We start from the raw sequence: 19,983 nt of genomic DNA on the forward strand, positions 1-19,983 counted from the left end.
AGCACGGGATGCGGCCATGAGCGGCAATCTCAAGGGTGCCTTGCTGCTCATGCTCGCCGCCGCCGTCTTCACCGGCGAGGTGCTGCTTGTACGGCTTGCCGGCGATGCGGCGGCGACATCCCAGATCGTCTTCTTCCGGGCCTTCGCGCAGCTGCTACTCGGCACGGCGATGGTGGTCGCGGCCCGCGGCGGCTTCGGAACGAAACGCCCGGGGCTACAGATTGCCCGCGGCCTGACCAGCCTCGGCGTCTGGTCGCTCTATTACATCAGCTTCCTGCTGCTCGACCTGGCGCTTGCCTCGACGCTGACCTTCTCGACATCGCTCTTCGTCGCGCTGCTGGCGGCACCCGTATTGGCCGAGCGCATCGGCGCCGCGCGCTGGATCGCGACGCTGGTCGGCTTCGCAGGCGTGGTGATTGCCGCGGGCGTAACGCCTGCCTCCTTCGAGCCGGCAGTGCTTCTCGGGATCGCAAGCGCGGCCCTTGCCGCCGTGCTGGTGATCATGAACCGGATTCTGGTACGTACGGAGAAGACGCCGACGATCATGTTCTACATCGGCGTGGTGACGACGCTCGGCACCCTGCCCTTCGCCAGCGCCAACTGGCAGCCGCTGTCCGACACCGGGTTCCTGCTGCTCGCCACGGCCGGGCTCGTCGGGGCCGGCGGCATGTGGCTGACAATCGAGGCCTATCGCGCCGGCGAGGTGTCGGCGCTTGCCCCCTTCCCCTATCTCAGGCTCGTCTTCGCGGTCGCCGCGGGCTACCTCGTGTTTGCGGAAATCCCGGCCTGGAACACGGTGCTCGGCATGGCGATCATCGTGGCAAGCACGATCTATGTGGCACGCGCCGAGCACCGGCGCGGGCTCGCCGCCCCGCACCGATAAGCCCCTCTCGCCTCAACGCGCGTCGGCCGGCAACAGGTCGGCCGGCAGGTTCTGATAGCTGACCGGCCGCAGGAACCGGCGGATTGCCATCGTGCCGACCGAGGTGGCGCCGAAGTTCGTCGAGGCCGGATACGGCCCGCCATGCACCATGGCATCGCAGACCTCGACCCCGGTCGGAAAGCCGTTCGCGAGAATACGCCCGGCCTTGCGCTCCAGCACCGGCATCAGCCGGGACGCCATCTCGGTGTCGGCGGCATCCATCTGCAGGGTGCAGGTCAACTGCCCCTCCAGCATGCGGGCAATCGCCAGCATCTCGTCACCGTCATCCACGATCACCACGATCCCGAGCGGGCCGAAGACCTCATGCAGCAGCGCATTGCTGGCAAGCAGATCCTTGCCCGCCACGCGGTAAAGCTGCGGCGTGACCGCCCGGGTGTCGCAGCTCCCCTCAAACAGCGCCTCGACTCCCGTCACGTCGCGCACGCGTGCCCGTCCCGATGCGAAGGCCGAGGCGATCCCCTCGGTCAGAACCGTCTGGCTTGCGACCGAGGACAGGCTCGCGACGGCATCGGCGACAAAGGCGTCGGCTTGAGCTCCTTTTTGCAGGATCACCACGCCGGGATTGGTGCAGAACTGCCCGGCGCCCAGGGTCAGCGACGCGGCCCAGCCGCTGGCAATGTCGGCCCCGCGCGCCGCAAGCGCCGTCGGCAGGACGAACACCGGATTGACCGAACCAAGCTCGCCGTAGAAGGGGATCGGCTCGTCGCGCGCGGCGCAAAGGTCGAAGAGCGCACGCCCGCCGCCGAGCGATCCCGTAAAGCCGACGGCCTTGATCAGCGGATGCTGCACCAGGGCCGCGCCGAGCGCATTGGTGTTGCCCTGGATCAGCGAGAAGACGCCGGGATCCATCCCCTCGGCTTCAATCGCGGCGGCAAAGGCCTGCGCGACAAGATCGCTGGTGCCGGGATGAGCGGGATGGCCCTTGACCACCACGGGGCAGCCGGCGGCCAGCGCGGAGGCGGTATCGCCGCCAGCGACCGAAAAGGCCAGCGGGAAATTCGACGCGCCGAAAACCGCGACCGGCCCGATCGGCCGCTGAAGCAGCCGGATTTCGGGGCGCGGAAGCGGCTTGCGGTCGGGGAGTGCCGGATCATGCCGGCGGTCGAGATAGGCGCCCGCCTCGATGTGATCCGCGAACAGCCGCAGTTGCCCCGTGGTGCGGCCGCGCTCGCCCTCGATCCTCGGCACGGGCAGCCCGGATTCCCGCGTCGCGATCTCGGTGATTTCCGCACCGCGTGCCTCGATCTCGTCGGCGACACGGCGCAAGAACCGGGCCCGGGCGCTTCTTTCGCTGTAGCCGAACGACCAGAACGCCTCTTCCGCCGCGCGTACGGCGGCATCGACCTCGGCGGCGCCACCGACCGGGAAGGCCAGCGCCTCTCCGGAAACCGGCGCGGACTGGAACGTCGCGTCGCCGCCGACCCATTCGCCCGCGATCAGATGCTTGCCGATGATCATGAGTGCCCTCGTCTGTTGAATGCCAAAACGCGAGGGACTTTACCGTCCCCCGCGACGTTCGTTGTTTGCACGAATTTCTAAAGCAAAGCAGGATCTTACGAAACCGCCAGTCTCCGCGAATTCGAGGATTGCCCCTTCGCCTTCGAGCTGACGGACTGCTCGGACCCAGCGACGGCGGGTCCGGGCGGGGCTCCAGAGCCGTCTCCACCGGCTTGCAGATCGCGACAGTCTCTTGGGAAACGCCGCGACGAGACCCGTCACGGAACTCGCCAAGGCAAGGGTCTAAAGCTTTTCATCAGGCTCCAGCGTCATCGCCTTGCCAAGCGAGCCGCACACGATGAAGCCGTCGACGCCTGCTTCCATCCGGAGCGTGAAACAGCGCTCGCTTTCCTGTGCGTCGAGCGCGTCATCGCTCGCGAATTTCGTCGGCACCGCCGGGAAAACGCCACGCCACGTGCGAGCTGCCCCCATATTGATATATCAATGATATTCACATGCGCTTGCGCGGCATCAACCCCTGATATATCAATTCGGTCGGACGCCACACGGAGTGACACGTTGGAAAGACCGAACACGTCTCAGGCGCATGCCGCCTATCTCTGTCTTGAGGAAAAAATCGTGTCCCTCGCGCTGCGGCCCGGCAGCGCGCTTACGGAAAAGCAGATCATCGAACAGATCGGGCTGGGCCGCACGCCGGTGCGCGAGGCGATCCAGCGGCTCTCCTGGGAGGGGCTGCTCGAGATCGTGCCGCGCTCGGGCATCCGCATTTCGGATATCCGCCCGGAAGACTATCTGCGCGTGTTGGAACCGCGCCTGGCGCTGGAACCGATCTTTGCCGGAAAGGCGGCCCGCTTCGCGGACGCCTCCCACCGCGAGCGCCTGGCCGAGTGCGCCGCAGCGATGGAGACGGCGGCGCGGACGGCGGACGTCCCGCTTTTTCTCAAGGCCGACAAGACCTTCGACGCCATTCTCGAGACGGCTTGCGCCAATCCGTTTTTGGGAAAGATGCTCTCCCCCCTGCAGACCCATTCCCGCCGGTTCTGGGTGCGCTACAGCTCGGACCGGGACCTGGGCGCGTCGGCGGCCCTGCATGTGCAGGTGATGAAGGACATCACCCGACACGACGAAGCGGCCGCCGAGCGCAGCATGGCCGCACTCATGGAGGCGTTGAATTCCAAAGCGCGCTCGCTCGTGCGGTAGCGAAGCCTGGGATGCTCAGTCCACCGATCGCGACCAGAGCGCCTGCGATGTCACCCCGACGATGATCGTGAACATGACGGCGGTCATCACAAGGGCCGCCACGATGATCACCGGGTAGCCGAAGATCGCGACGCAGATGCCGAAAAGCGCGAGGATATTGATCGCGAAGGCCAGCCGCTCGGCATAGGAGCCTTGCACGGCACTGCGAATGAACAGCCCGACAAGCGGGATGCGATAGACCAAATTCAGCATGTCTTTCCGTCCTGGGTTCAAGCCATATTGCCCCTCAAGTACGTATTTCGGCGTAGGTCGCCTCCGGCACCATGTGACAGACCGCCGCTGCGCCAAAAGTGACCAGCCGTGCGCGGCTACCGGCAATAGGCGGCGTTGCGCGGCGCCAGGTCGAAGTGAAAATGGTCGTCGTGATAGGCATCAGACCCCGGCCCCAAAACCGTGGTGAAGGGACCGCAGGCGAGCGCCCGGACCCGCCGCTGGAACCGGGCCGCGGGCGAGGTATCCTTCGGGTCCCGTGGCGATACAGCCCAGTCGCCGCCATCTGCAAGGGTCAGCCCGCGAACGTCGATTGCGCGCCCGTAGCCATGCTCGCTCAGCTTCGCCCCCGCCTGCCGGTTGCGTCCGCGACAATCGTAGGAGGCGGCGACATGCAACATGGCGATCTCCGTGTTCATCGTGGCGCGAACCTCTTCCCTCAGCGGCTTCCGGACAAACCGCACCAGCTTCAGGGCGGTCGTGCAGGACAGCGTCGCCGCAGGGCTCAACCGGGTATCGCCGATCCGCTCCAGCTGGACAGGGTCGTCGATCCGGCACCCGAGAGGTCCGGGATCGGGCACTGGAAGAGAGCGGAAAACCGCACCGGCCTCGGCGAGCTGCACAGCACAGGTCGAGGCAGCCTGCGGCGGGGCGTCGTTGTTTGCGACCGTTTCGACAGGCTTGGGCTGAGGCAGCGGAACCGGATCCGCCACGGCCTGGCCGCCGGCACCCGCAGCGCTCCCTGTCGCGGCACACAGGGAAAGGACCACGAGACCGAGCGCGCGCAAATGGCGCGTGCGGCGCGTGACGGTCGATGCACGGGTTCCGGCCCGAGCGTCACGACGCGCTGCATCTGCGCGTCTCTCCGGGCACCAAACTCCATCCCTTGCACCTGCCCGCATTGCCACCGTCCGCTTTCTCTTCAGTGCCGGGTATCGCCTTGCGACACCGCCCGTGTATCCTGCGCGGCAACACGCGCCCTGTCACGCGCTCCCGACCATCAAGAAGCGATGACGTGCAATCAGGGCCAACCAGAGGCCGACCTTGGAAAAATCCCAATTCATCCTCCGCCTCAGACGAACCGTGCGGGGGTTCTTGTTCATTCCCGCCGTTCTTGCCCTGCTTGGACTGGTGCTTGCGCCCGCCGCCGTCTGGGTCGACCGGACGGACGTGTTCGGGCCGGTCTTCGATCTCGTTCCCTTCCTCGCGATCAGCGCGAGCGGCGCCCGCGCTGTGCTTGGAACCATTTCCGGGGCAACGATGACGGTCATCAGTCTTGTCTACTCCCTGACGCTGGTCGTCTTCACCCTGGCCGCGGGAAACATCGGGCCGCGGCTGCTTGAAACCTTCACCGACAACCGCGTCAATCAGACGACGATCGGGATGCTCGGGGGAACCTTCCTCTATTCGCTGATTGTTCTTTACGTCGTCGGAGAGACGGAAGTCCCGCGCATCGCCGTGGCCGTCGCGATCCTGCTGGCCACGACCAGCTTCTTCGTGGTCGTATACTTCGTGCACGACACGGCGCAACGCGTCATGGTCGACAATGAAATCGGGCGCACCCAGCGCAAGCTTCGCGCCGCGATCGACCGGTTGCTCGATGACGAACCGCATGAATCCGCGAACGATCGCGACGCCCTGCCAACAACGAAGGGGCGGCCTGTCCATTCCACGAAATCCGGCTATGTCACCGCCGTGCAATCGAACCTGCTGCTTTCGGCCGCCCGGTCCGGCGACGGCTTCGTGCGGGTGATTGCCCGCCCCGGTGCCTTCGTCGTGGCAAAGACGCCCGTTGCCTACATTCATGACGATGACGGGAAAATCGACCCGCAGGCCGTTCGCGATGCGATCTATCTGGAGGATGTGCGGGCGTCCGATGGCGACATCCAGTTCAACGTCCACCTGAATGTCGAGATCGCCCTGCGGGCGCTGTCGCCCGGCATCAACGATCCCTATACGGCGATCAGCGCGCTCGATCACCTGTCGGCATCGCTTGCCATGGTCCTGCAACGCGGAGCGCCCTCCTCTCTGATCTGCGACAAGGACGGAAACCCGAGGGTGTGGCTTGAAATTCTCGACGTGAAGGAGATCGTCGGCGCCGCGCTCCATCCCCTGCGCCGGGCCGCGCGGGGCAACGTGATGGTGCTCCTGCATCTGATCGCCGCCATCGGACGCATGGCGGTGGTGGTGCGCGACGAACATGCCGGCGTGCTGCACCAGCATCTGCGGCTGATCGCCAGCGATGCGGCCCATTCGATCGGAAACCGGGACGACAGGCGGGAAGTGGCAGAGGCGCTGCGCAAGGCCCGCGTGCAGACACCGGGACACCGCAGCCTGGCCGCCGCCAGCGACAACTAGGCGCTTGCGCAATCCGCGCAAAGGCCGCGCAGCTCGACGGTCGACTTGGCCACGCGGAACCCGCTGGCGTCGGCGATTTCGCGGATGCGCTCGACCAGCGCGGTGTCGCTCACCTCGGCCACGCGGCCGCATTGCTCGCAGATCGTGAAGGCGACCGTGGTATGCCCGTCGCATCCCGGGTGCTGGCAGGCGACAAAGGCGTTCAGGCTCTCCAGCCGGTGCACCCGGCCGCTCTCGACCAGCTTTTCCAGTGCCCGGTAGACCTGGGGCGGCGCCCGAAACCCGGCGTCGCGCAACTGATCGAGGATCGTATAGGCGCTGAGCGGGGCGTCGGCGCGCGAGAGCGCTTCGAGCACCAGGCCCTGGTTGCGGGTCAGTCCCGTGCGGTCGTCTTCACTGACACTCATCGGTGCATAACCTCAGACTGCGGGCCCGCGCTGCGGCGCAGGGCGCGTGTGATCCAGGACGCCAGCGGACTGAGGCTGGCAAGAAACAGCGCAAGTGCCGCGACGACGATCGATGGCCCCGAGGGCGTGTCCCACTCCAGCGAGGCAAACAGTCCGCCAACGACGGAGACAATGCCGAACAGGGCCGCAAGCACGGCCATCTGTTCGGGGCCGGTGGAGAACCGCCGCGCGGTCGCGGCCGGTATGATCAGCATCGCGGTAATGAGCAAGACGCCGACGATCTTCATCGCAATGGCGATCACACCGGCCATCAGCAGCATGAAGACGATGTTCGCGCGCTGCGGATCAAGGCCCTCCGCTTCGGCCAGTTCCTGATTTACGGTGGCGGCGAACAAGGGCCGCCAGATCCAGGCAAGCACTGCCAGAACCACCACGCCGCCGCCATAGACGAGCGCGATGTCGTGGACGGATACCGCAAGAATGTCGCCGAAGAGCAGCCCCATCAGGTCGAAACGGACCCAGGTCATGAAGGCGAGCGCCACCAGGCCCAGCGCCAGCGCGGAATGAGAGAGCAGACCGAGCAACGCATCGGACGACAGCGAGGCACGGCGTTGCAGCGCCAGCAGCGCCAGCGACACGCCGGCCGAGACCGCGAAAACGGCAAGGGTGACATTCACCTGAAGCAGCAGCGCCAGCCCGACGCCGAGCAGCGCGGCATGGGAGAGTGTATCGCCGAAATAGGCGAGCCGCCGCCAGACGACGAAACAGCCAAGCGGCCCCGCCACGGCGGCAACGCCGATGCCGGCGACAAGCGCGCGGACGAAGAAATCATCCAGCATGGCGGGTCTTCTCCTCGCTCGTCGTGGCACCCTCTGCACCGGGATCCTGTGCGACGTCGTGCGGATGGCAGTGATCGGTGACCGTGCCGTCGGCATGGCGCACGCGCCCGTCCGGCAAATGGGTGTGATCGTGATGGTGTTCGTAAACGGCCAGCGTGTCCGATGCCCGGCCGCCGAACAGGCGCCGGTACTCCGCGCTGGAGGCGACCGCCACCGGCGCACCCTGGCAGCAGACATGCCCGTTCAGGCAGATGACGTGATCGGTCGCCGCCATCACCACATGCAGGTCGTGGGAGATCAGCAGCACACCGCAGCCGAGATCGTCGCGGATGCGCTTGATCAGATCGTAGAGCGCGATCTCGCCGGTATAGTCGACGCCCTGGACCGGCTCATCGAGCACGAGCAGGTCGGGCTTGCGGCACATCGCCCGCGCCAGAAGCGCCCGCTGGAACTCGCCCCCGGAGAGATTGCGCACCTCCGCAGAGCGCAGATGCGAGATCCCGGTCGCGGCAAGCGCTGCCCTGGCGTCTTGCGGATCGGCCCTTGCCGTGAGCGACAGGAAGCGTTCAACGGTCAGCGGCAACGTCCAGTCGATCATCACCTTTTGCGGAACATAGGCGACGCGCACATCCGGGCGGCGCTCCGCCCTGCCCTCGTCGGGCGACAGGATGCCGAGGGCCATCTTGGCAGTGGTGGATTTGCCGGAGCCGTTCGGCCCGATCAGCGTGACGATCTCGCCGGGGCGAACCGCGAGATCGACCCCGCGCACAAGCCACGCGCCGTCGCGTTGGACACCGGCATTCGACAATGAGACGAGCGGGCTGCTCGGCGCAGAAGCGCCGGTCGGATCGGAATTCGAAATCACGGGATCCCCATGTCCGGAACAGAGACCGGAATTTTTCGGTCACAGGTGTTGCGTCAACCTATGCCACACGTTATAGCATAACGCAATGATGTGATTTTATAACATGACAAACGCCACCCTGGAGCTTCCATGTCCCGTATCAAAACCCTGTTCCTGTCCGCCTCTTTGCTCGGCCTGTCGTCCGGCGTGGCAATCAGCGCCGAGATGACGGTTCTCGCCTCGATCAAGCCGGTGCATGCGCTGGTCGCGGGCGTCATGAAGAATGTCGGCACGCCGGGCCTTCTCGTGGAGGGCAACGCCTCCCCCCATGCCTACAGCCTGAAACCCTCCCAGGCGGCCGCACTTCAGCAGGCGACCCTGGTGTTCTGGGTCGGGCACGATCTGGAAACCTTCCTCGACAAGCCGCTGGAGACCATCGCGACGGACGGGGTTTCAATCTCCCTCGCCGAGGCGCCGGGCGTCACTCGACTGCCGTTTCGCGACGCCGGAGCCGATGTGCACGACGACCACGGACATGATGACCACAAGCATGACGACCATAGTCATGACGACGACGGGCATTCCGAGGCGGCGCATGCCGATGACGGCCATGGTCACGACCATGGCGAAGGCGCGACCGACCCGCACGTCTGGCTCGACCCTGCCAATGCCAAGGCAATGACCCTGCATATCGCCGAGACGCTCTCCCAAGCCGACCCGCAAAATGCCGAGCGCTATCGGCAGAATGCCGCGGACCTGACAGCCCGCATCGAAACCATGACGCAGGAGATCGCCGCGGAGCTCGCTCCCGTCCAGGAGCAAGGCTATGTCGTCTTCCACGACGCCTATCAGTACTTCGAGAAACGGTTCGGCCTTTCTCAGGTGGGCGCCATCACGCTTTCCCCCGAAGCCACGCCAAGTGCGGCGCGCATTGCCGAGATCCAGCACAGGATCGAGGACACCGGGGCGGTCTGCGTCTTCTCCGAACCGCAGTTCAATCCCAAGTTCGTCAACGTGGTGATCGAGGGCACCCCGGCGCGCACCGGCACGCTGGACCCTCTCGGCAGCTCATTGCCGGACTCAGCCGACCTTTACGTCGAGCTGATGCACGGGATGGCGCGCGCCTTCACGGACTGCCTTGCGCCGGCCGAATAGCGCGGGCGTGCCAAGCCGGTTGCGCGGGACCGCGCAATCTGCAAGTTTCGCACTGGATGGTTGTCGAGGGCCAAAGCGCCCGAGACATGAAAAGGGAACACGGTGAGGCGTACCCAGAAGGGACCGAGACCGTGGCTGCCCCCGCAACTGTGAGCGGAAAGCCGACCGCACATGCCACTGCCCCACGTTCGGGCGGGAAGGCGCGGCCCGGCGACGACCCGCAAGCCAGGAGACCTGCCATCCACGCGCAACTTTTCTATCCGGGCGGGGCGTCCGGGAGGATGGACAAAATGACCGATCTACGGCCCCAGAGCCAAAATCAGACATGGCGACGTCTTTCCCGCACCCGGCCGACCGGTTTGCAGGAGCGCCATGACCCGCGACCTGACACACACGTCTGACGTGGTTTTCCCACTCTCTGCGCAAGCATGTCCGCACCGCATCGCGGTCTGCACGACATGCGGCAGGCGCGCGGACGGCTCGCCCGGTGCCGGCGCGCGCCTCTTGGAGCGTTTGCGCGATGCGATAGCGTCAGACCCGCGCCGGACCGGATCGTTTGCGGCGTTCACGCTCGTCGACGTTGCCTGCATGGCCGGCTGCGCGCGCCCCTGCACGATCGCGTTTCAGGCAGAGGGAAAGGCGTCCTACCTCTTCGGCGACATCGACCCGGAAGCCGACGTTGCGGCCCTTGTCGCCTTTGCCGTTCAATACGCAGGGCTTGCGGACGGATGGTGTTCTGCAAGCAGCCGACCGCCGGCGCTCGTCAACAAGACGCTCGCGCGACTGCCGGCGCTTGCGCCGAACATCCCTGCGTCCCGATCCCTTAAGGAGAAAGCGCGATGAGCCACACCACAGGCAAGCCGGTCGCGATCTCGCTGGAAGGCGTCGGCTACGCTCCACCGGGCAAGGCCAGGCTGGTGGAGGACATGAGCTTTCATGTCCATGCCGGGGAAATCCTGGCGGTTGTCGGCCCCAATGGCGCCGGCAAGACGACGCTTGTGCGCATGATCGCAGGTCTCTGCGAGCCGACCGACGGCGATATCCGTCTCTGGGGCCAGCGCTTTTGCGACATCACGCCGGCAGAACGGGCGCGTCGCATCGCCTATGTCGGCCAGCTTGAGGAACCGGACACCCGGCTCACCACCGCGCAATACGTCAGCCTCGGCCACCTGCCGCACACGGGGTGGCGTGGCACGCCTGCGCCGGGCCGGACCATGGCTGAGGTCATCGCGCTGTGCGGGCTGACCGATCTCGCGCACAGGCGCATCGGAAATCTTTCGGGCGGCGAACGACAGCGCGCGAAGCTTGCCCGGGCGATCTGCCAGCGGCCTGAGCTTCTCGTTCTCGACGAGCCGACCAACCACCTCGATCCGAATGCCCGCGGTGCGCTCTTGGGTCTGGTGGCCAGTCTTGGCATCACCGTGGTCGCCGCCTTGCACGACCTGACCCTGATCGACGCCTTTGCAAGCCACGTTGCGCTTGTTCGTGGCGGCCGGCTGGAGGCCTATGGCCACCCGGAAGAGGTGCTCAGTCTCGCCAACATCCGCAAGGTCTTCGATGTCGGCTTCCATCGCCTACCCCACCCGAGCGAAGACCGGCACCTGACCGCCCTCGATGTCTCGCTCGCTCACATATCGTCTCTCGCACACTCGAAAGGACTTTAGTCCAATGCGGCGTTTTCTTGTTTCCCTCACCGCCTTGCTCACCACGGTCGCGGGCGCTGTCGCGGATCCCGTGACGGTGGACAATTGCGGGACACCGCTCACCTTCGAAAGCGTGCCGCAGCGCATGGTGGTGCAGGACATCAACATGAGCGAGATGGCCTTCGCGCTCGGCCTTCAGGACCGGATGGTCGGGGTCAGCGGCATCAGCGGCTGGTACAAGACAAGCCCGGCCTTCGACGAGAAGCGCGGCGACATTCCGGAAATTGCGCCCAAATACCCGACGCTTGAAAACCTCGTCGCAGCCGCACCCGATCTCTTCTTCGCCGGCTGGTACTACGGCATGAAGCCCGGCGGCGAGGTCACCCCCGACACGCTCGCACCCCATGGCATCAAGACGCTGATCCTCACCGAAAGCTGCGTCCATCTCGACAAGGACCGCCCGGCGGCAAGCCTCGACCTTCTCTACGATGACATGCTGCGGCTTGGCCGGATCTTCGACAAGGAGGTTGCGGCGCAGACCCTTGTGGACGGCTGGAAGGCGAAGGTAGCCGAGATCTCGGGGCGCATCGGCGACGGCGCACCGCTGCGGGTCTTTCTCTATGATTCCGGCGAGGACAAGCCCTTCACCGCCGGCAAATACGCGATGCCGACCGCGATGATCTCCAGCGCCGGGGGCACCAATATCACCGGCGACATGGACACGAGCTGGGGCACGACCTCCTGGGAGACCGTTGCCGCTGCCGACCCCGAATTTCTGATCCTGCTCGACTACCAGAATGGTGCCGGCGGCGACGCGCTCTTCCGCTTCCTCAAGATCCACCCGGTGATGCAGCACACCAGCGCCGTCAAGAACGAACGCTTCATCAAGCTGCGCTATGAGGAACTGACGCCGGGACCGGCCAATATCGCGGCAATCGACAAGCTCGCCCGCGCCCTCCACCCAGACGCGTTCTGAGCCCCGTGCGCTTTGCACTGTCCATCGCCGGGCTCGCGCTTCTGTTGCTCGCACTGCTGGTCGCGGCCATCGCCACCGGCTCCACCGCCCTGCCCTTCGGCAAGGTGGTGGCGACGCTCGTCGGTGCCGCGTCCGACGCAAGCGCAAGCAGCCGCATCATCCTCGACCTGCGCCTGCCGCGCGCGCTTCTGGCGCTGATGGTCGGTGCCGGTCTCGGCATCGTCGGCTGCCTGCTCCAGACGGCGACGCGCAACGATCTGGCCGACCCGTTTCTCTTCGGCCTGTCGTCGGGTGCGGCCGCCGGCGCGGTTTTCGTGATCACGATCACCGGGGATCTCTTCGGCATCTGGACCCTGCCGGCCGCCGCCTTCACCGGCGGCATGGCCGCCTCCGTCATCGTGCTGATGTTGGTCACCCGCATGGGCGACCAGGGACCGGCGCGGCTGGTCCTGGCGGGCCTTTCCGTCTCCTTCCTGTTCATGGCCTTCACCAACTATCTGGTGTTCGCGGGCGACCAGCGCGCGGCGCATTCCGTCCTGTTCTGGTCGCTTGGCGGTCTCGGGCTCGCGCGCTGGGACCTTCTGCCCGTGGCTCTTGCCGGCCTTGCGGTCATTCTCGTCTTCGCCCTTGCGCAGCACCGGCGCTTCGATGCCCTGCTCGCCGGCGACGACACCGCCCGCACGCTTGGCGTCGACGTTGCCCGCTTGCGCAAACTGACGTTTCTCGCCTGTGCCTTCGCCACCGCCGCCTTCGTCTCGATCAGCGGGGTAATCGGCTTCGTCGGGCTGATGGTGCCTCATATCGCGCGCGCGCTTGCCGGCCCGCTGCATGGCCGGCTGATCCTGCTCTCCGCCCTGATCGGCGGCTGCCTCTTGCTGCTGAGCGATATCGTCGCGCGCAGTCTGCTGGCGCCGCAGGAACTTCCGGTCGGGATCGTCACCACCTCCATCGGCGCGGCCTTCATCCTCGCGCTGCTCGGGCGGTCACGCTAGGCCGGCGCGACGGCTCAGTCCGGGACGAAGGACACGACTTTCTTCAGGCAGCGCAGCGAGAAGCTCGACTTCGAGTGGCGAAGGCCGGCGACCTTGAACAGGCGTTCGCGCAGGAACGCCTCCACCCCTTGAGTCCCATTGGCGGCGATCTTGACGAAATAGTCGTAATCGCCGGCCATCAAATAGACCTCGAGAACCTCGGGGATCTCGGCCATCACCCGGCCGAACTCCTCCAGCACCTCCGCGTCATGACGGTCGAGGGACACCTCCACCATCACGGTCTCGCCGACGCCGAGCGCCGCATGGTCGAGAACAGCGGTATAGCCGGAGATGATCCCCTCTTCCTCCAGCCTGCGCACCCGCTGCCAGCAGGGGGATGGCGACAGGCCGACCTCGCGCGCCAGTTCCGTGTTGGACAGCCGCCCGTCCGCGACCAGCGCCTTGAGAATGCGACGGTCGATTTCATCCAGCATTCGCCCCATGGAAATCTCCTTTTGCGAATTCCCGATACGTAAAAAGAATATTCCGCACCATCCGCGATATTCAGCAAATACGGCAAGAAATTTCGACCATTGCGCGCAATCATACGGGCTATTACACGCCGCCGGATTTCCGCTGGGTCACTTCCCGGCGGCGGGGCTTGCCAGGGAGCGGAGGCGCAATGGATTTCGGGCTTTCGGAAGAACAGACACTGATTTTCGACACGGCGCTGGATTTCGGACGCGACGCGATCGCACCCCACGCCTACGACTGGGAAAAAGCCGGCACCATCCCGCGCGACATCCTTCAAGAGGCCGGCGCGCTCGGCTTCGGCGCGATCTATGTTCCCGAGGAGCTTGGCGGAACCGGCCTGTCGCGCCTCGACGCGACCCTTGTCTTCGAGGCTCTGGCACACGCCTGCCCCTCGGTCGCCGCCTTCATCTCGATCCACAACATGTGCACCAACATGATCGCGAAATACGGGAGCGATGCGCTCAAGGACCAGTGGCTGGAGCGGCTGGTGTCGCTGGAGGCGGTCGCCTCCTACTGCCTGACCGAGCCCGGCTCCGGCTCGGATGCCGCGGCCCTGCGCACCCGCGCGACACGGACCGATGATGGCTACAGCCTGTCGGGCGCCAAGGCGTTCATTTCCGGCGGCGGCTATTCCGACCTCTATGTGGTGATGTGCCGGACCGGCGCCGACGGTCCCAAGGGCATCTCCACGCTCGCCGTACCCGACGGCAGCAATGGCCTCAGCTTCGGCGCGCATGAACGCAAGATGGGCTGGAAGGCACAGCCGACCACACAGGTCCAGTTCGACGACTGCGCGGTTCCCGCCGACCATCTGCTTGGCGAGGAAGGCCGCGGCTTTTCCTACGCCATGGAGGGGCTTGACGGCGGACGGCTGAACATCGCCGCCTGTGCGCTCGGCGGGGCGCAGGCAGCCCTTTCCACCGCGCTCGACTACATGGGCGAGCGCACCGCCTTCGGCAAAAGCCTCGACCAGTTCCAGGGCCTGCAGTTCCGCCTCGCGGAGATGGAAATCTCGCTTCAGGCCGCGCGGGTGTTCCTGCGCCAGGCCGCATGGAAACTCGACACGGAGGCCTCGGACGCCACCAAGTTCTGCGCCATGGCCAAGGCCTTCGTCACCGACACCGCGTTCAAGGTGACCGACGATGCGCTGCAACTGCTTGGCGGATACGGCTACCTGGAAGACTATGGTCTGGAAAAGACGCTGCGTGATCTGCGCGTGCACCGCATTCTGGAAGGCACCAACGAGATCATGAGACTGATCACCGCCCGCGCGTTGCTTCAGGAGCGCGACAGGGGCTGACGTTTCCGCCGGCCCGATCCGCAAGGACGGCCCGGCCAACACGCGAGGAGGAGGCCCCATGACCGAACCAAGGCCGCTTGCCCTTCATGTTCCAGAACCGGGATGCCGTCCCGGCGACACGCCCGACTTCTCCGACTTCGAGATCCCGCGCGCCGGCGCCGTCCGCCGGCCGGAGGTCGACGAGGCGCCGGAAGACATGCGCGACATGGCGTTTTCGGTCGTGCGCGTCCTCAACAAGGCCGGCGAGGCCGTCGGCCCCTGGGCCGGAATCCTCGACGCGGAGGCGCTGCGCAACGGCCTGCGCCACATGATGACGCTGCGCCAGTTCGACGAACGCATGCTCAAGGCCCAGCGTCAGGGCAAGACCAGCTTCTACGTCCAGAACCTCGGCGAGGAGGCCGTCGCCTGCGCCTTCCGCATGGCGCTCGAAGACGGCGACATGAATTTCCCGACCTACCGTCAGGCGGGGCTGCTGATCGCGGGCGGCTATCCGATGACGCAGATGATGAACCAGATCTATTCCAATTCGGCCGATCCGCTGAAAGGCCGGCAGCTGCCGGTGATGTATTCCGCCCGCGACCACGGCTTCTTTTCCGTGTCGGGCAACCTCGGCACCCAGTTCATCCAGGCGGTCGGCTGGGCGATGGCCTCGGCGATCTCGCATGACACGCGCATCGCGGCGGCCTGGATCGGCGACGGCTCGACCTCCGAAAACGACTTCCACGCCGCCATGGTCTTCGCCTCCACCTACAAGGCGCCGGTCATTCTCAACATCGTCAACAACCAGTGGGCGATCTCCACCTTCCAGGGCATGGCCCGCGGCGGCGCGGTCACCTTCGCCGCGCGCGGCCACGGCTTCGGCATTCCGGCGATCTGCGTCGACGGCAATGACTATCTGGCGGTGCATGCCGTGGCGAAATGGGCGGCGGAACGGGCGCGCTCCGGCCTCGGTCCGAGCCTGATCGAACATGTCACCTATCGCGCCGGCGGTCATTCCACCTCCGACGACCCGTCGGCCTATCGCTCCAAGGACGAATTCTCCGCCTGGCCGCTCGGTGACCCGATCGACCGGCTGAAGCGCCACCTGATCACCATCGGCGAATGGAGCGAGGACCGGCACACCCAGGCCCAGGCGGAGATCGTCGACACCGTGCGCAGCGCGCAGCGCGAGGCGGAGGCCAATGGCACGCTGATTTCCGGCGACAAGCCGTCGCCGCGCAGCATGTTCGACGATGTCTTTGCCGAAATGCCCCCTCACCTGCGCGAACAGCGCCAAGAGGCAGGATACTGACATGGCCCGCATGACTATGATCGAGGCGATCCGCAACGCCCATGATCTCGCCATGGAGCGGGACAAGCGCGTTGTCGTGTTCGGCGAGGATGTCGGCTATTTCGGCGGCGTGTTCCGCTGCACCGCCGGCCTGCAGAAGAAATACGGACCGCACCGCTGTTTCGACGCGCCGATCAACGAGAGCGGCATCGTCGGCGCCGGGATCGGCATGGCGGCCTACGGGCTGAAGCCGGTCGTGGAGATCCAGTTCGCCGACTACATGTATCCCGCCTACGACCAGATCGTGTCGGAGGCCGCGCGTCTCAGGCATCGCTCCGCCGGTGACTTCACCTGTTCCATGGTGATCCGCATGCCGACCGGCGGCGGCATCTTCGGCGGCCAGACCCACAGCCAGAGCCCGGAGGCGCTGTTCACCCATGTCTCGGGGCTGAAGGTCGTCATGCCGGCCAATCCGCGCGACGCCAAGGGGCTGCTGCTCGCCGCCATCGAGGACCCGGATCCGGTGATCTTCCTGGAGCCGAAGCGGCTCTACAACGGTCCCTTCGACGGCCATCACGACCGCCCGGTGGTGCCTTGGAAGAACCATGAACTGGGCGATGTGTCGGAGGACTATTACACGGTCCCGCTCGGCAAGGCGGAAATCGCCCGTGCCGGCGAGGCGGTGACCGTCCTGGCCTATGGCACCATGGTCTATGTCGCGCAGGCGGCGGCCGAGGAAGCCGGCGTCGACGCCGAGATCATCGACCTGCGCACGCTGCTCCCGCTCGACCTCGACGCCATCGAGCAGTCGGTGCGCAAGACCGGGCGCTGCATCGTCATTCACGAGGCGACCAAGACCTCCGGCTTCGGCGCGGAGCTGAGCGCATTGGTTCAGGAGCGCTGCTTCTATCACCTGGAAGCGCCGATCGTGCGGGTCACCGGCTGGGACACGCCCTATCCGCATGCGCAGGAATGGACCTATTTCCCGGGGCCGGAGCGCATCAAGCAAGCCTTCACCCAAGTTCTGGAGGGTTAGAACATGGGCCTTTACACGATTACCCTGCCCGACGTCGGCGAAGGCATCGCGGAAGCGGAGCTGACCGAATGGCAGGTCGCCGTCGGCGACGAGGTGGCGGAGGACGACGTCCTCGGCACGGTGATGACCGACAAGGCCGCCGTCGAGGTTCCCTCGACCGTTGCCGGAAAGGTTGTCTGGCTGTGCGGCGAGCCCGGCGATGTCATCGCCATCGGCGACAAGTTCATCCAGATCGAGGTCGAGGGCGACGGCAACGACACCGCCGCGCCCGCACCTGCCAAGGCACCCGAACCGAAGGCGGCGGAACCGGAAGAAACCGGAACCGCCGATGCCGACGCCGACCAGCCCGCGCCCAGGGCCACGGGCGCGGAAACGCCCGCAACGGCAAAGACACCGGCCGCCGAACCGCACCGTGCCGGCACGACGGTCCGGCGCGAGCCGCTCGCCAAGGGCGAGAAGCCGCTTGCATCCCCGGCGGTGCGCCGGCGTGCGCAGGACGCCGGCATCGACCTTCGCCTCGTCGGCGGTTCGGGTCCGGCCGGGCGCATCCTGCACGAGGATCTCGACGCCTATGTCGAGCACGGACCGGTGACGGGCCGAGGCGGCGCGCGGCTTCCCGCAACCGGCACCCGCGAGGTGAAGGTCGTCGGCATGCGCCGTAAAATCGCGGAAAAGATGGCGCTTTCCTGGTCGCGCATTCCGCATATCACCATCGTCGAGGAAATCGACGTGACGGCGCTGGAGGAGTTGCGCGCCAAGCTCAACGCCGCGCATGGCGCGGAGCGCGGCAAGCTCACGGTGCTGCCCTTCGTGATGCGGGCCATCGTCAATGCGGTTGCCGCCCAGCCGGAGATGAACGCCCGCTACGACGACGACGCCGGCGTGATCCACCAGTCGGATGCCGTGCACATCGGTATCGCGGCGCAAACGCCGGCGGGCCTCACCGTGCCCGTCGCCCGCCACGTCGAAGCGGCAAGCCTGTGGGAGAACGCGGCCGAGCTCGCGCGCCTTGCAGAAGCGGCGCGCACGGGCAAGGCGACGCGCGAGGAATTGAGCGGGTCGACCATCACCATCACCTCGCTCGGACCGCTCGGCGCGCTGGCGACGACGCCGATCATCAATCACCCGGAAGTCGCCATCGTCGGGATCAACAAGATGACCACGCGCCCGATGTGGGACGGCGAGGCGTTTCGCCCGCGCAAGATGATGAACATCTCCTGCTCCTTCGATCACCGGGTGATCGACGGATGGGATGCCGCCGTCTTCGTCCAGAAGCTGAAAACGCTGCTGGAAACTCCAGCGCTGATGTTTGTCGAGGAGTGAGGCGATGAGTGACCTGACCTGCAAGCTCTTGATCGTCGGCGCCGGCCCCGGCGGCTATATCTGCGGCATTCGTGCCGGACAGCTCGGCATCGACGCCATCGTCGTCGACGAGCAGAAGCCGGGCGGAACCTGCCTCAACGTCGGCTGCATCCCCTCCAAGGCGCTGATCCACGCGGCCGAGGAATTCCACAAGCTGACCCGCTACAACGGCCAGTCGCCGCTCGGCATTCGCGCGGAGCAGCCTTCCATCGACCTTGCCCAGACCGTCGCCTGGAAGGACGGCATCGTAAGTCGGTTGAATGCCGGCGTCGCGGGCCTGCTGAAGAAGGCGGGAACCCGGCTCGTCACCGGCCGCGCCACCTTTCTCGACGGCAAGACCGTGAAGGTCACCACCGGCGACAGCACCGTCCAGATCCGCGCCCAGGCCGTCGTGATCGCGACCGGCTCGGAACCCGTGGAGCTGCCGTTCCTGCCGTTCGGCGGCAAGGTGATCTCCTCCACCGAGGCGCTTGCGTTGACGAAGGTCCCGGAAACCCTTTGCATCGTCGGGGCCGGCTACATCGGCCTGGAGATCGGCATCGCCTTCGCCAAACTCGGCGCCAAGGTCTCCATCGTCGAGGCGGAAGACCGCATCCTGCCGCAATACGACAGCGCCCTCACCCGCCCTGTGCTCAAGACGCTGCATGGCCTCGGCATCGACGTGCACCTTGCGACGAAAGCAAAGGGCGAGAGCGGCGACGGCCTCGCAGTGGAAACGGCGGACGGCGCGGAAAAGGTTATTCCCGCCGACCGGATCCTCGTCACCGTCGGACGGCGACCGCGCTCGGAAAGCGCCAATATCGCAAGCCTCGGACTTGCGACCGACGGCGCGTGCCTGCTCATCGACGACAACTGCCGGACCTCGATGAACGGTGTCTATGCCATCGGCGATGTCGCCGGCGAGCCGATGCTCGCCCATCGGGCCATGGCACAGGGGGAGATGGTGGCGGAGATCGTCGCCGGTCACCGACGCTCCTGGGACAAGCGCTGCATTCCAGCGGTCTGCTTCACCGATCCGGAGATCGTCACCTGCGGCCTGTCGCCGGAAGACGCCAAGGGCGCGGGCCTCGACGTGTCGACCGGCCAGTTCCCCTTCAGCGCCAATGGGCGCGCCATGACGATGGAGGCCGAGGACGGGTTCGTGCGCGTGGTCGCACGAAAATCCGACGGCCTGATCGTCGGGCTCCAGGCCGTTGGCAGCGGCGTCTCCGAACTCTCGGCCGCCTTTGCCATCGCCATCGAGATGGGCGCGCGCACCGACGATCTCGGCGCGGTGATTCACGCCCATCCCACCCAGAGCGAAGGCCTGCAGGAAGCCTGTCTGGCCGCGCTCGGGCACGCCTTGCACATCTAGCAGGCGAAGCCGCTCATCGATGCGAGAGGCCTGGTCGCCCGGCCGGGCCTGACGGTGATGGCA

At 66.2% G+C, this 19,983-nt stretch carries 21 protein-coding genes and 1 riboswitch; of the genes, 13 read left to right on the plus strand and 8 right to left on the minus strand.

The annotated features are described in order from the left end of the window. Window positions 1–16 precede the first annotated feature (16 nt). On the plus strand, window positions 17–883 hold the full coding sequence (locus LC092_RS01325; RefSeq protein WP_224804283.1) for a DMT family transporter: 867 nt from the start codon (window positions 17–19) through the stop codon (window positions 881–883). A gap of 12 nt (window positions 884–895) precedes the next feature. On the opposite strand, the gene LC092_RS01330 is transcribed toward LC092_RS01325, so the two are convergent. Together LC092_RS01330 and LC092_RS01335 are read right to left on the minus strand one after the other, a co-directional pair. Beyond that, entirely contained in the window at window positions 896–2,401 is a 1,506-nt protein-coding gene (locus LC092_RS01330) for an aldehyde dehydrogenase (NADP(+)) (protein WP_224804285.1), read from the minus strand. 282 nt (window positions 2,402–2,683) lie between these two features. After that, window positions 2,684–2,872, minus strand: a complete 189-nt coding sequence (locus tag LC092_RS01335; protein ID WP_412103503.1) for a dihydrodipicolinate synthase family protein — start codon at window positions 2,870–2,872, stop codon at window positions 2,684–2,686. Window positions 2,873–2,959: 87 nt separating this feature from the next. Here LC092_RS01335 and LC092_RS01340 point away from each other — a divergent pair, with 87 nt between their 5' ends. After that, complete coding sequence (locus LC092_RS01340) at window positions 2,960–3,601, plus strand: GntR family transcriptional regulator (RefSeq protein WP_224804286.1); 642 nt, start codon at window positions 2,960–2,962, stop codon at window positions 3,599–3,601. 15 nt (window positions 3,602–3,616) lie between these two features. On the opposite strand, the gene LC092_RS01345 is transcribed toward LC092_RS01340, so the two are convergent. Continuing rightward, on the minus strand, window positions 3,617–3,853 hold the full coding sequence (locus LC092_RS01345) for a hypothetical protein (protein WP_224804287.1): 237 nt from the start codon (window positions 3,851–3,853) through the stop codon (window positions 3,617–3,619). Between the two features lie 116 nt (window positions 3,854–3,969). Next, on the minus strand, window positions 3,970–4,584 hold the full coding sequence (locus tag LC092_RS01350; RefSeq protein ID WP_224804288.1) for an extensin family protein: 615 nt from the start codon (window positions 4,582–4,584) through the stop codon (window positions 3,970–3,972). A 370-nt stretch (window positions 4,585–4,954) separates the two neighbouring features. On the opposite strand from LC092_RS01350, the gene LC092_RS01355 reads away from it, so the two are divergent. Then, window positions 4,955–6,229, plus strand: coding sequence for a DUF2254 domain-containing protein (locus tag LC092_RS01355; protein WP_224804289.1), 1,275 nt, complete (start codon window positions 4,955–4,957; stop codon window positions 6,227–6,229). Here the strand turns inward: LC092_RS01355 and LC092_RS01360 are convergent. The 3 genes from LC092_RS01360 to LC092_RS01370 are packed head-to-tail and all read right to left on the minus strand — an operon-like array spanning window position 6,226 to window position 8,337. After that, window positions 6,226–6,636 (minus strand): Fur family transcriptional regulator, encoded by a 411-nt coding sequence (locus LC092_RS01360; protein ID WP_224804290.1) that lies wholly within the window; start codon window positions 6,634–6,636, stop codon window positions 6,226–6,228. The two genes, LC092_RS01355 and LC092_RS01360, sit on opposite strands and share 4 nt — an antisense overlap. After that, complete coding sequence (locus LC092_RS01365; protein WP_224804291.1) at window positions 6,633–7,475, minus strand: metal ABC transporter permease; 843 nt, start codon at window positions 7,473–7,475, stop codon at window positions 6,633–6,635. The genes LC092_RS01360 and LC092_RS01365 overlap by 4 nt, the downstream gene beginning before the upstream one ends. Further along, complete coding sequence (locus tag LC092_RS01370) at window positions 7,465–8,337, minus strand: ATP-binding cassette domain-containing protein (RefSeq protein ID WP_412103513.1); 873 nt, start codon at window positions 8,335–8,337, stop codon at window positions 7,465–7,467. Before LC092_RS01370 ends, LC092_RS01365 begins: the two co-directional genes overlap by 11 nt. A gap of 132 nt (window positions 8,338–8,469) precedes the next feature. Here LC092_RS01370 and znuA point away from each other — a divergent pair, with 132 nt between their 5' ends. From znuA to LC092_RS01395, 5 genes are all read left to right on the plus strand, one after another. Further along, on the plus strand, window positions 8,470–9,474 hold the full coding sequence (gene znuA, locus LC092_RS01375) for a zinc ABC transporter substrate-binding protein ZnuA (RefSeq protein WP_224804292.1): 1,005 nt from the start codon (window positions 8,470–8,472) through the stop codon (window positions 9,472–9,474). A 40-nt stretch (window positions 9,475–9,514) separates the two neighbouring features. Next, window positions 9,515–9,731, plus strand: a riboswitch (cobalamin riboswitch). A gap of 115 nt (window positions 9,732–9,846) precedes the next feature. Beyond that, window positions 9,847–10,317: a DUF1636 family protein gene (locus LC092_RS01380; RefSeq protein WP_224804293.1), complete on the plus strand. Its 471-nt coding sequence runs from the start codon at window positions 9,847–9,849 to the stop codon at window positions 10,315–10,317. Then, window positions 10,314–11,138, plus strand: a complete 825-nt coding sequence (locus LC092_RS01385) for an ABC transporter ATP-binding protein (protein ID WP_224804295.1) — start codon at window positions 10,314–10,316, stop codon at window positions 11,136–11,138. Before LC092_RS01380 ends, LC092_RS01385 begins: the two co-directional genes overlap by 4 nt. 4 nt (window positions 11,139–11,142) lie before the next feature. Beyond that, window positions 11,143–12,093 carry an ABC transporter substrate-binding protein gene (locus tag LC092_RS01390; protein WP_224804297.1) on the plus strand — a complete coding sequence of 317 codons (951 nt, stop codon included), beginning with the start codon at window positions 11,143–11,145 and terminating at the stop codon, window positions 12,091–12,093. 5 nt (window positions 12,094–12,098) lie between these two features. Continuing rightward, a complete protein-coding gene (locus LC092_RS01395) occupies window positions 12,099–13,085 on the plus strand; it encodes a FecCD family ABC transporter permease (protein ID WP_224804299.1) in 987 nt (328 codons plus the stop codon). Between the two features lie 14 nt (window positions 13,086–13,099). Here LC092_RS01395 and LC092_RS01400 read toward each other — a convergent pair whose 3' ends face one another. Further along, window positions 13,100–13,567: an Lrp/AsnC family transcriptional regulator gene (locus LC092_RS01400; protein WP_224804301.1), complete on the minus strand. Its 468-nt coding sequence runs from the start codon at window positions 13,565–13,567 to the stop codon at window positions 13,100–13,102. A 179-nt stretch (window positions 13,568–13,746) separates the two neighbouring features. On the opposite strand from LC092_RS01400, the gene LC092_RS01405 reads away from it, so the two are divergent. From LC092_RS01405 to lpdA, 5 genes are read left to right on the plus strand one after another with little or no spacing between them, the layout of a single operon-like run. Then, on the plus strand, window positions 13,747–14,898 hold the full coding sequence (locus LC092_RS01405) for an acyl-CoA dehydrogenase family protein (protein ID WP_224804303.1): 1,152 nt from the start codon (window positions 13,747–13,749) through the stop codon (window positions 14,896–14,898). A 58-nt stretch (window positions 14,899–14,956) separates the two neighbouring features. After that, window positions 14,957–16,189 (plus strand): 3-methyl-2-oxobutanoate dehydrogenase (2-methylpropanoyl-transferring) subunit alpha, encoded by a 1,233-nt coding sequence (locus LC092_RS01410; protein ID WP_224804305.1) that lies wholly within the window; start codon window positions 14,957–14,959, stop codon window positions 16,187–16,189. Between the two features lies 1 nt (window position 16,190). Then, window positions 16,191–17,204: an alpha-ketoacid dehydrogenase subunit beta gene (locus tag LC092_RS01415; RefSeq protein WP_224804307.1), complete on the plus strand. Its 1,014-nt coding sequence runs from the start codon at window positions 16,191–16,193 to the stop codon at window positions 17,202–17,204. 3 nt (window positions 17,205–17,207) lie between these two features. Next, window positions 17,208–18,527, plus strand: coding sequence for a dihydrolipoamide acetyltransferase family protein (locus LC092_RS01420; RefSeq protein ID WP_224804309.1), 1,320 nt, complete (start codon window positions 17,208–17,210; stop codon window positions 18,525–18,527). 4 nt (window positions 18,528–18,531) lie between these two features. Then, window positions 18,532–19,920, plus strand: a complete 1,389-nt coding sequence (gene lpdA / locus LC092_RS01425; RefSeq protein WP_224804311.1) for a dihydrolipoyl dehydrogenase — start codon at window positions 18,532–18,534, stop codon at window positions 19,918–19,920. Window positions 19,921–19,983: the final 63 nt, after the last annotated feature.

Origin of the sequence: Stappia stellulata (assembly GCF_020176715.1) — a bacterium.
Classification (GTDB): domain Bacteria; phylum Pseudomonadota; class Alphaproteobacteria; order Rhizobiales; family Stappiaceae; genus Stappia.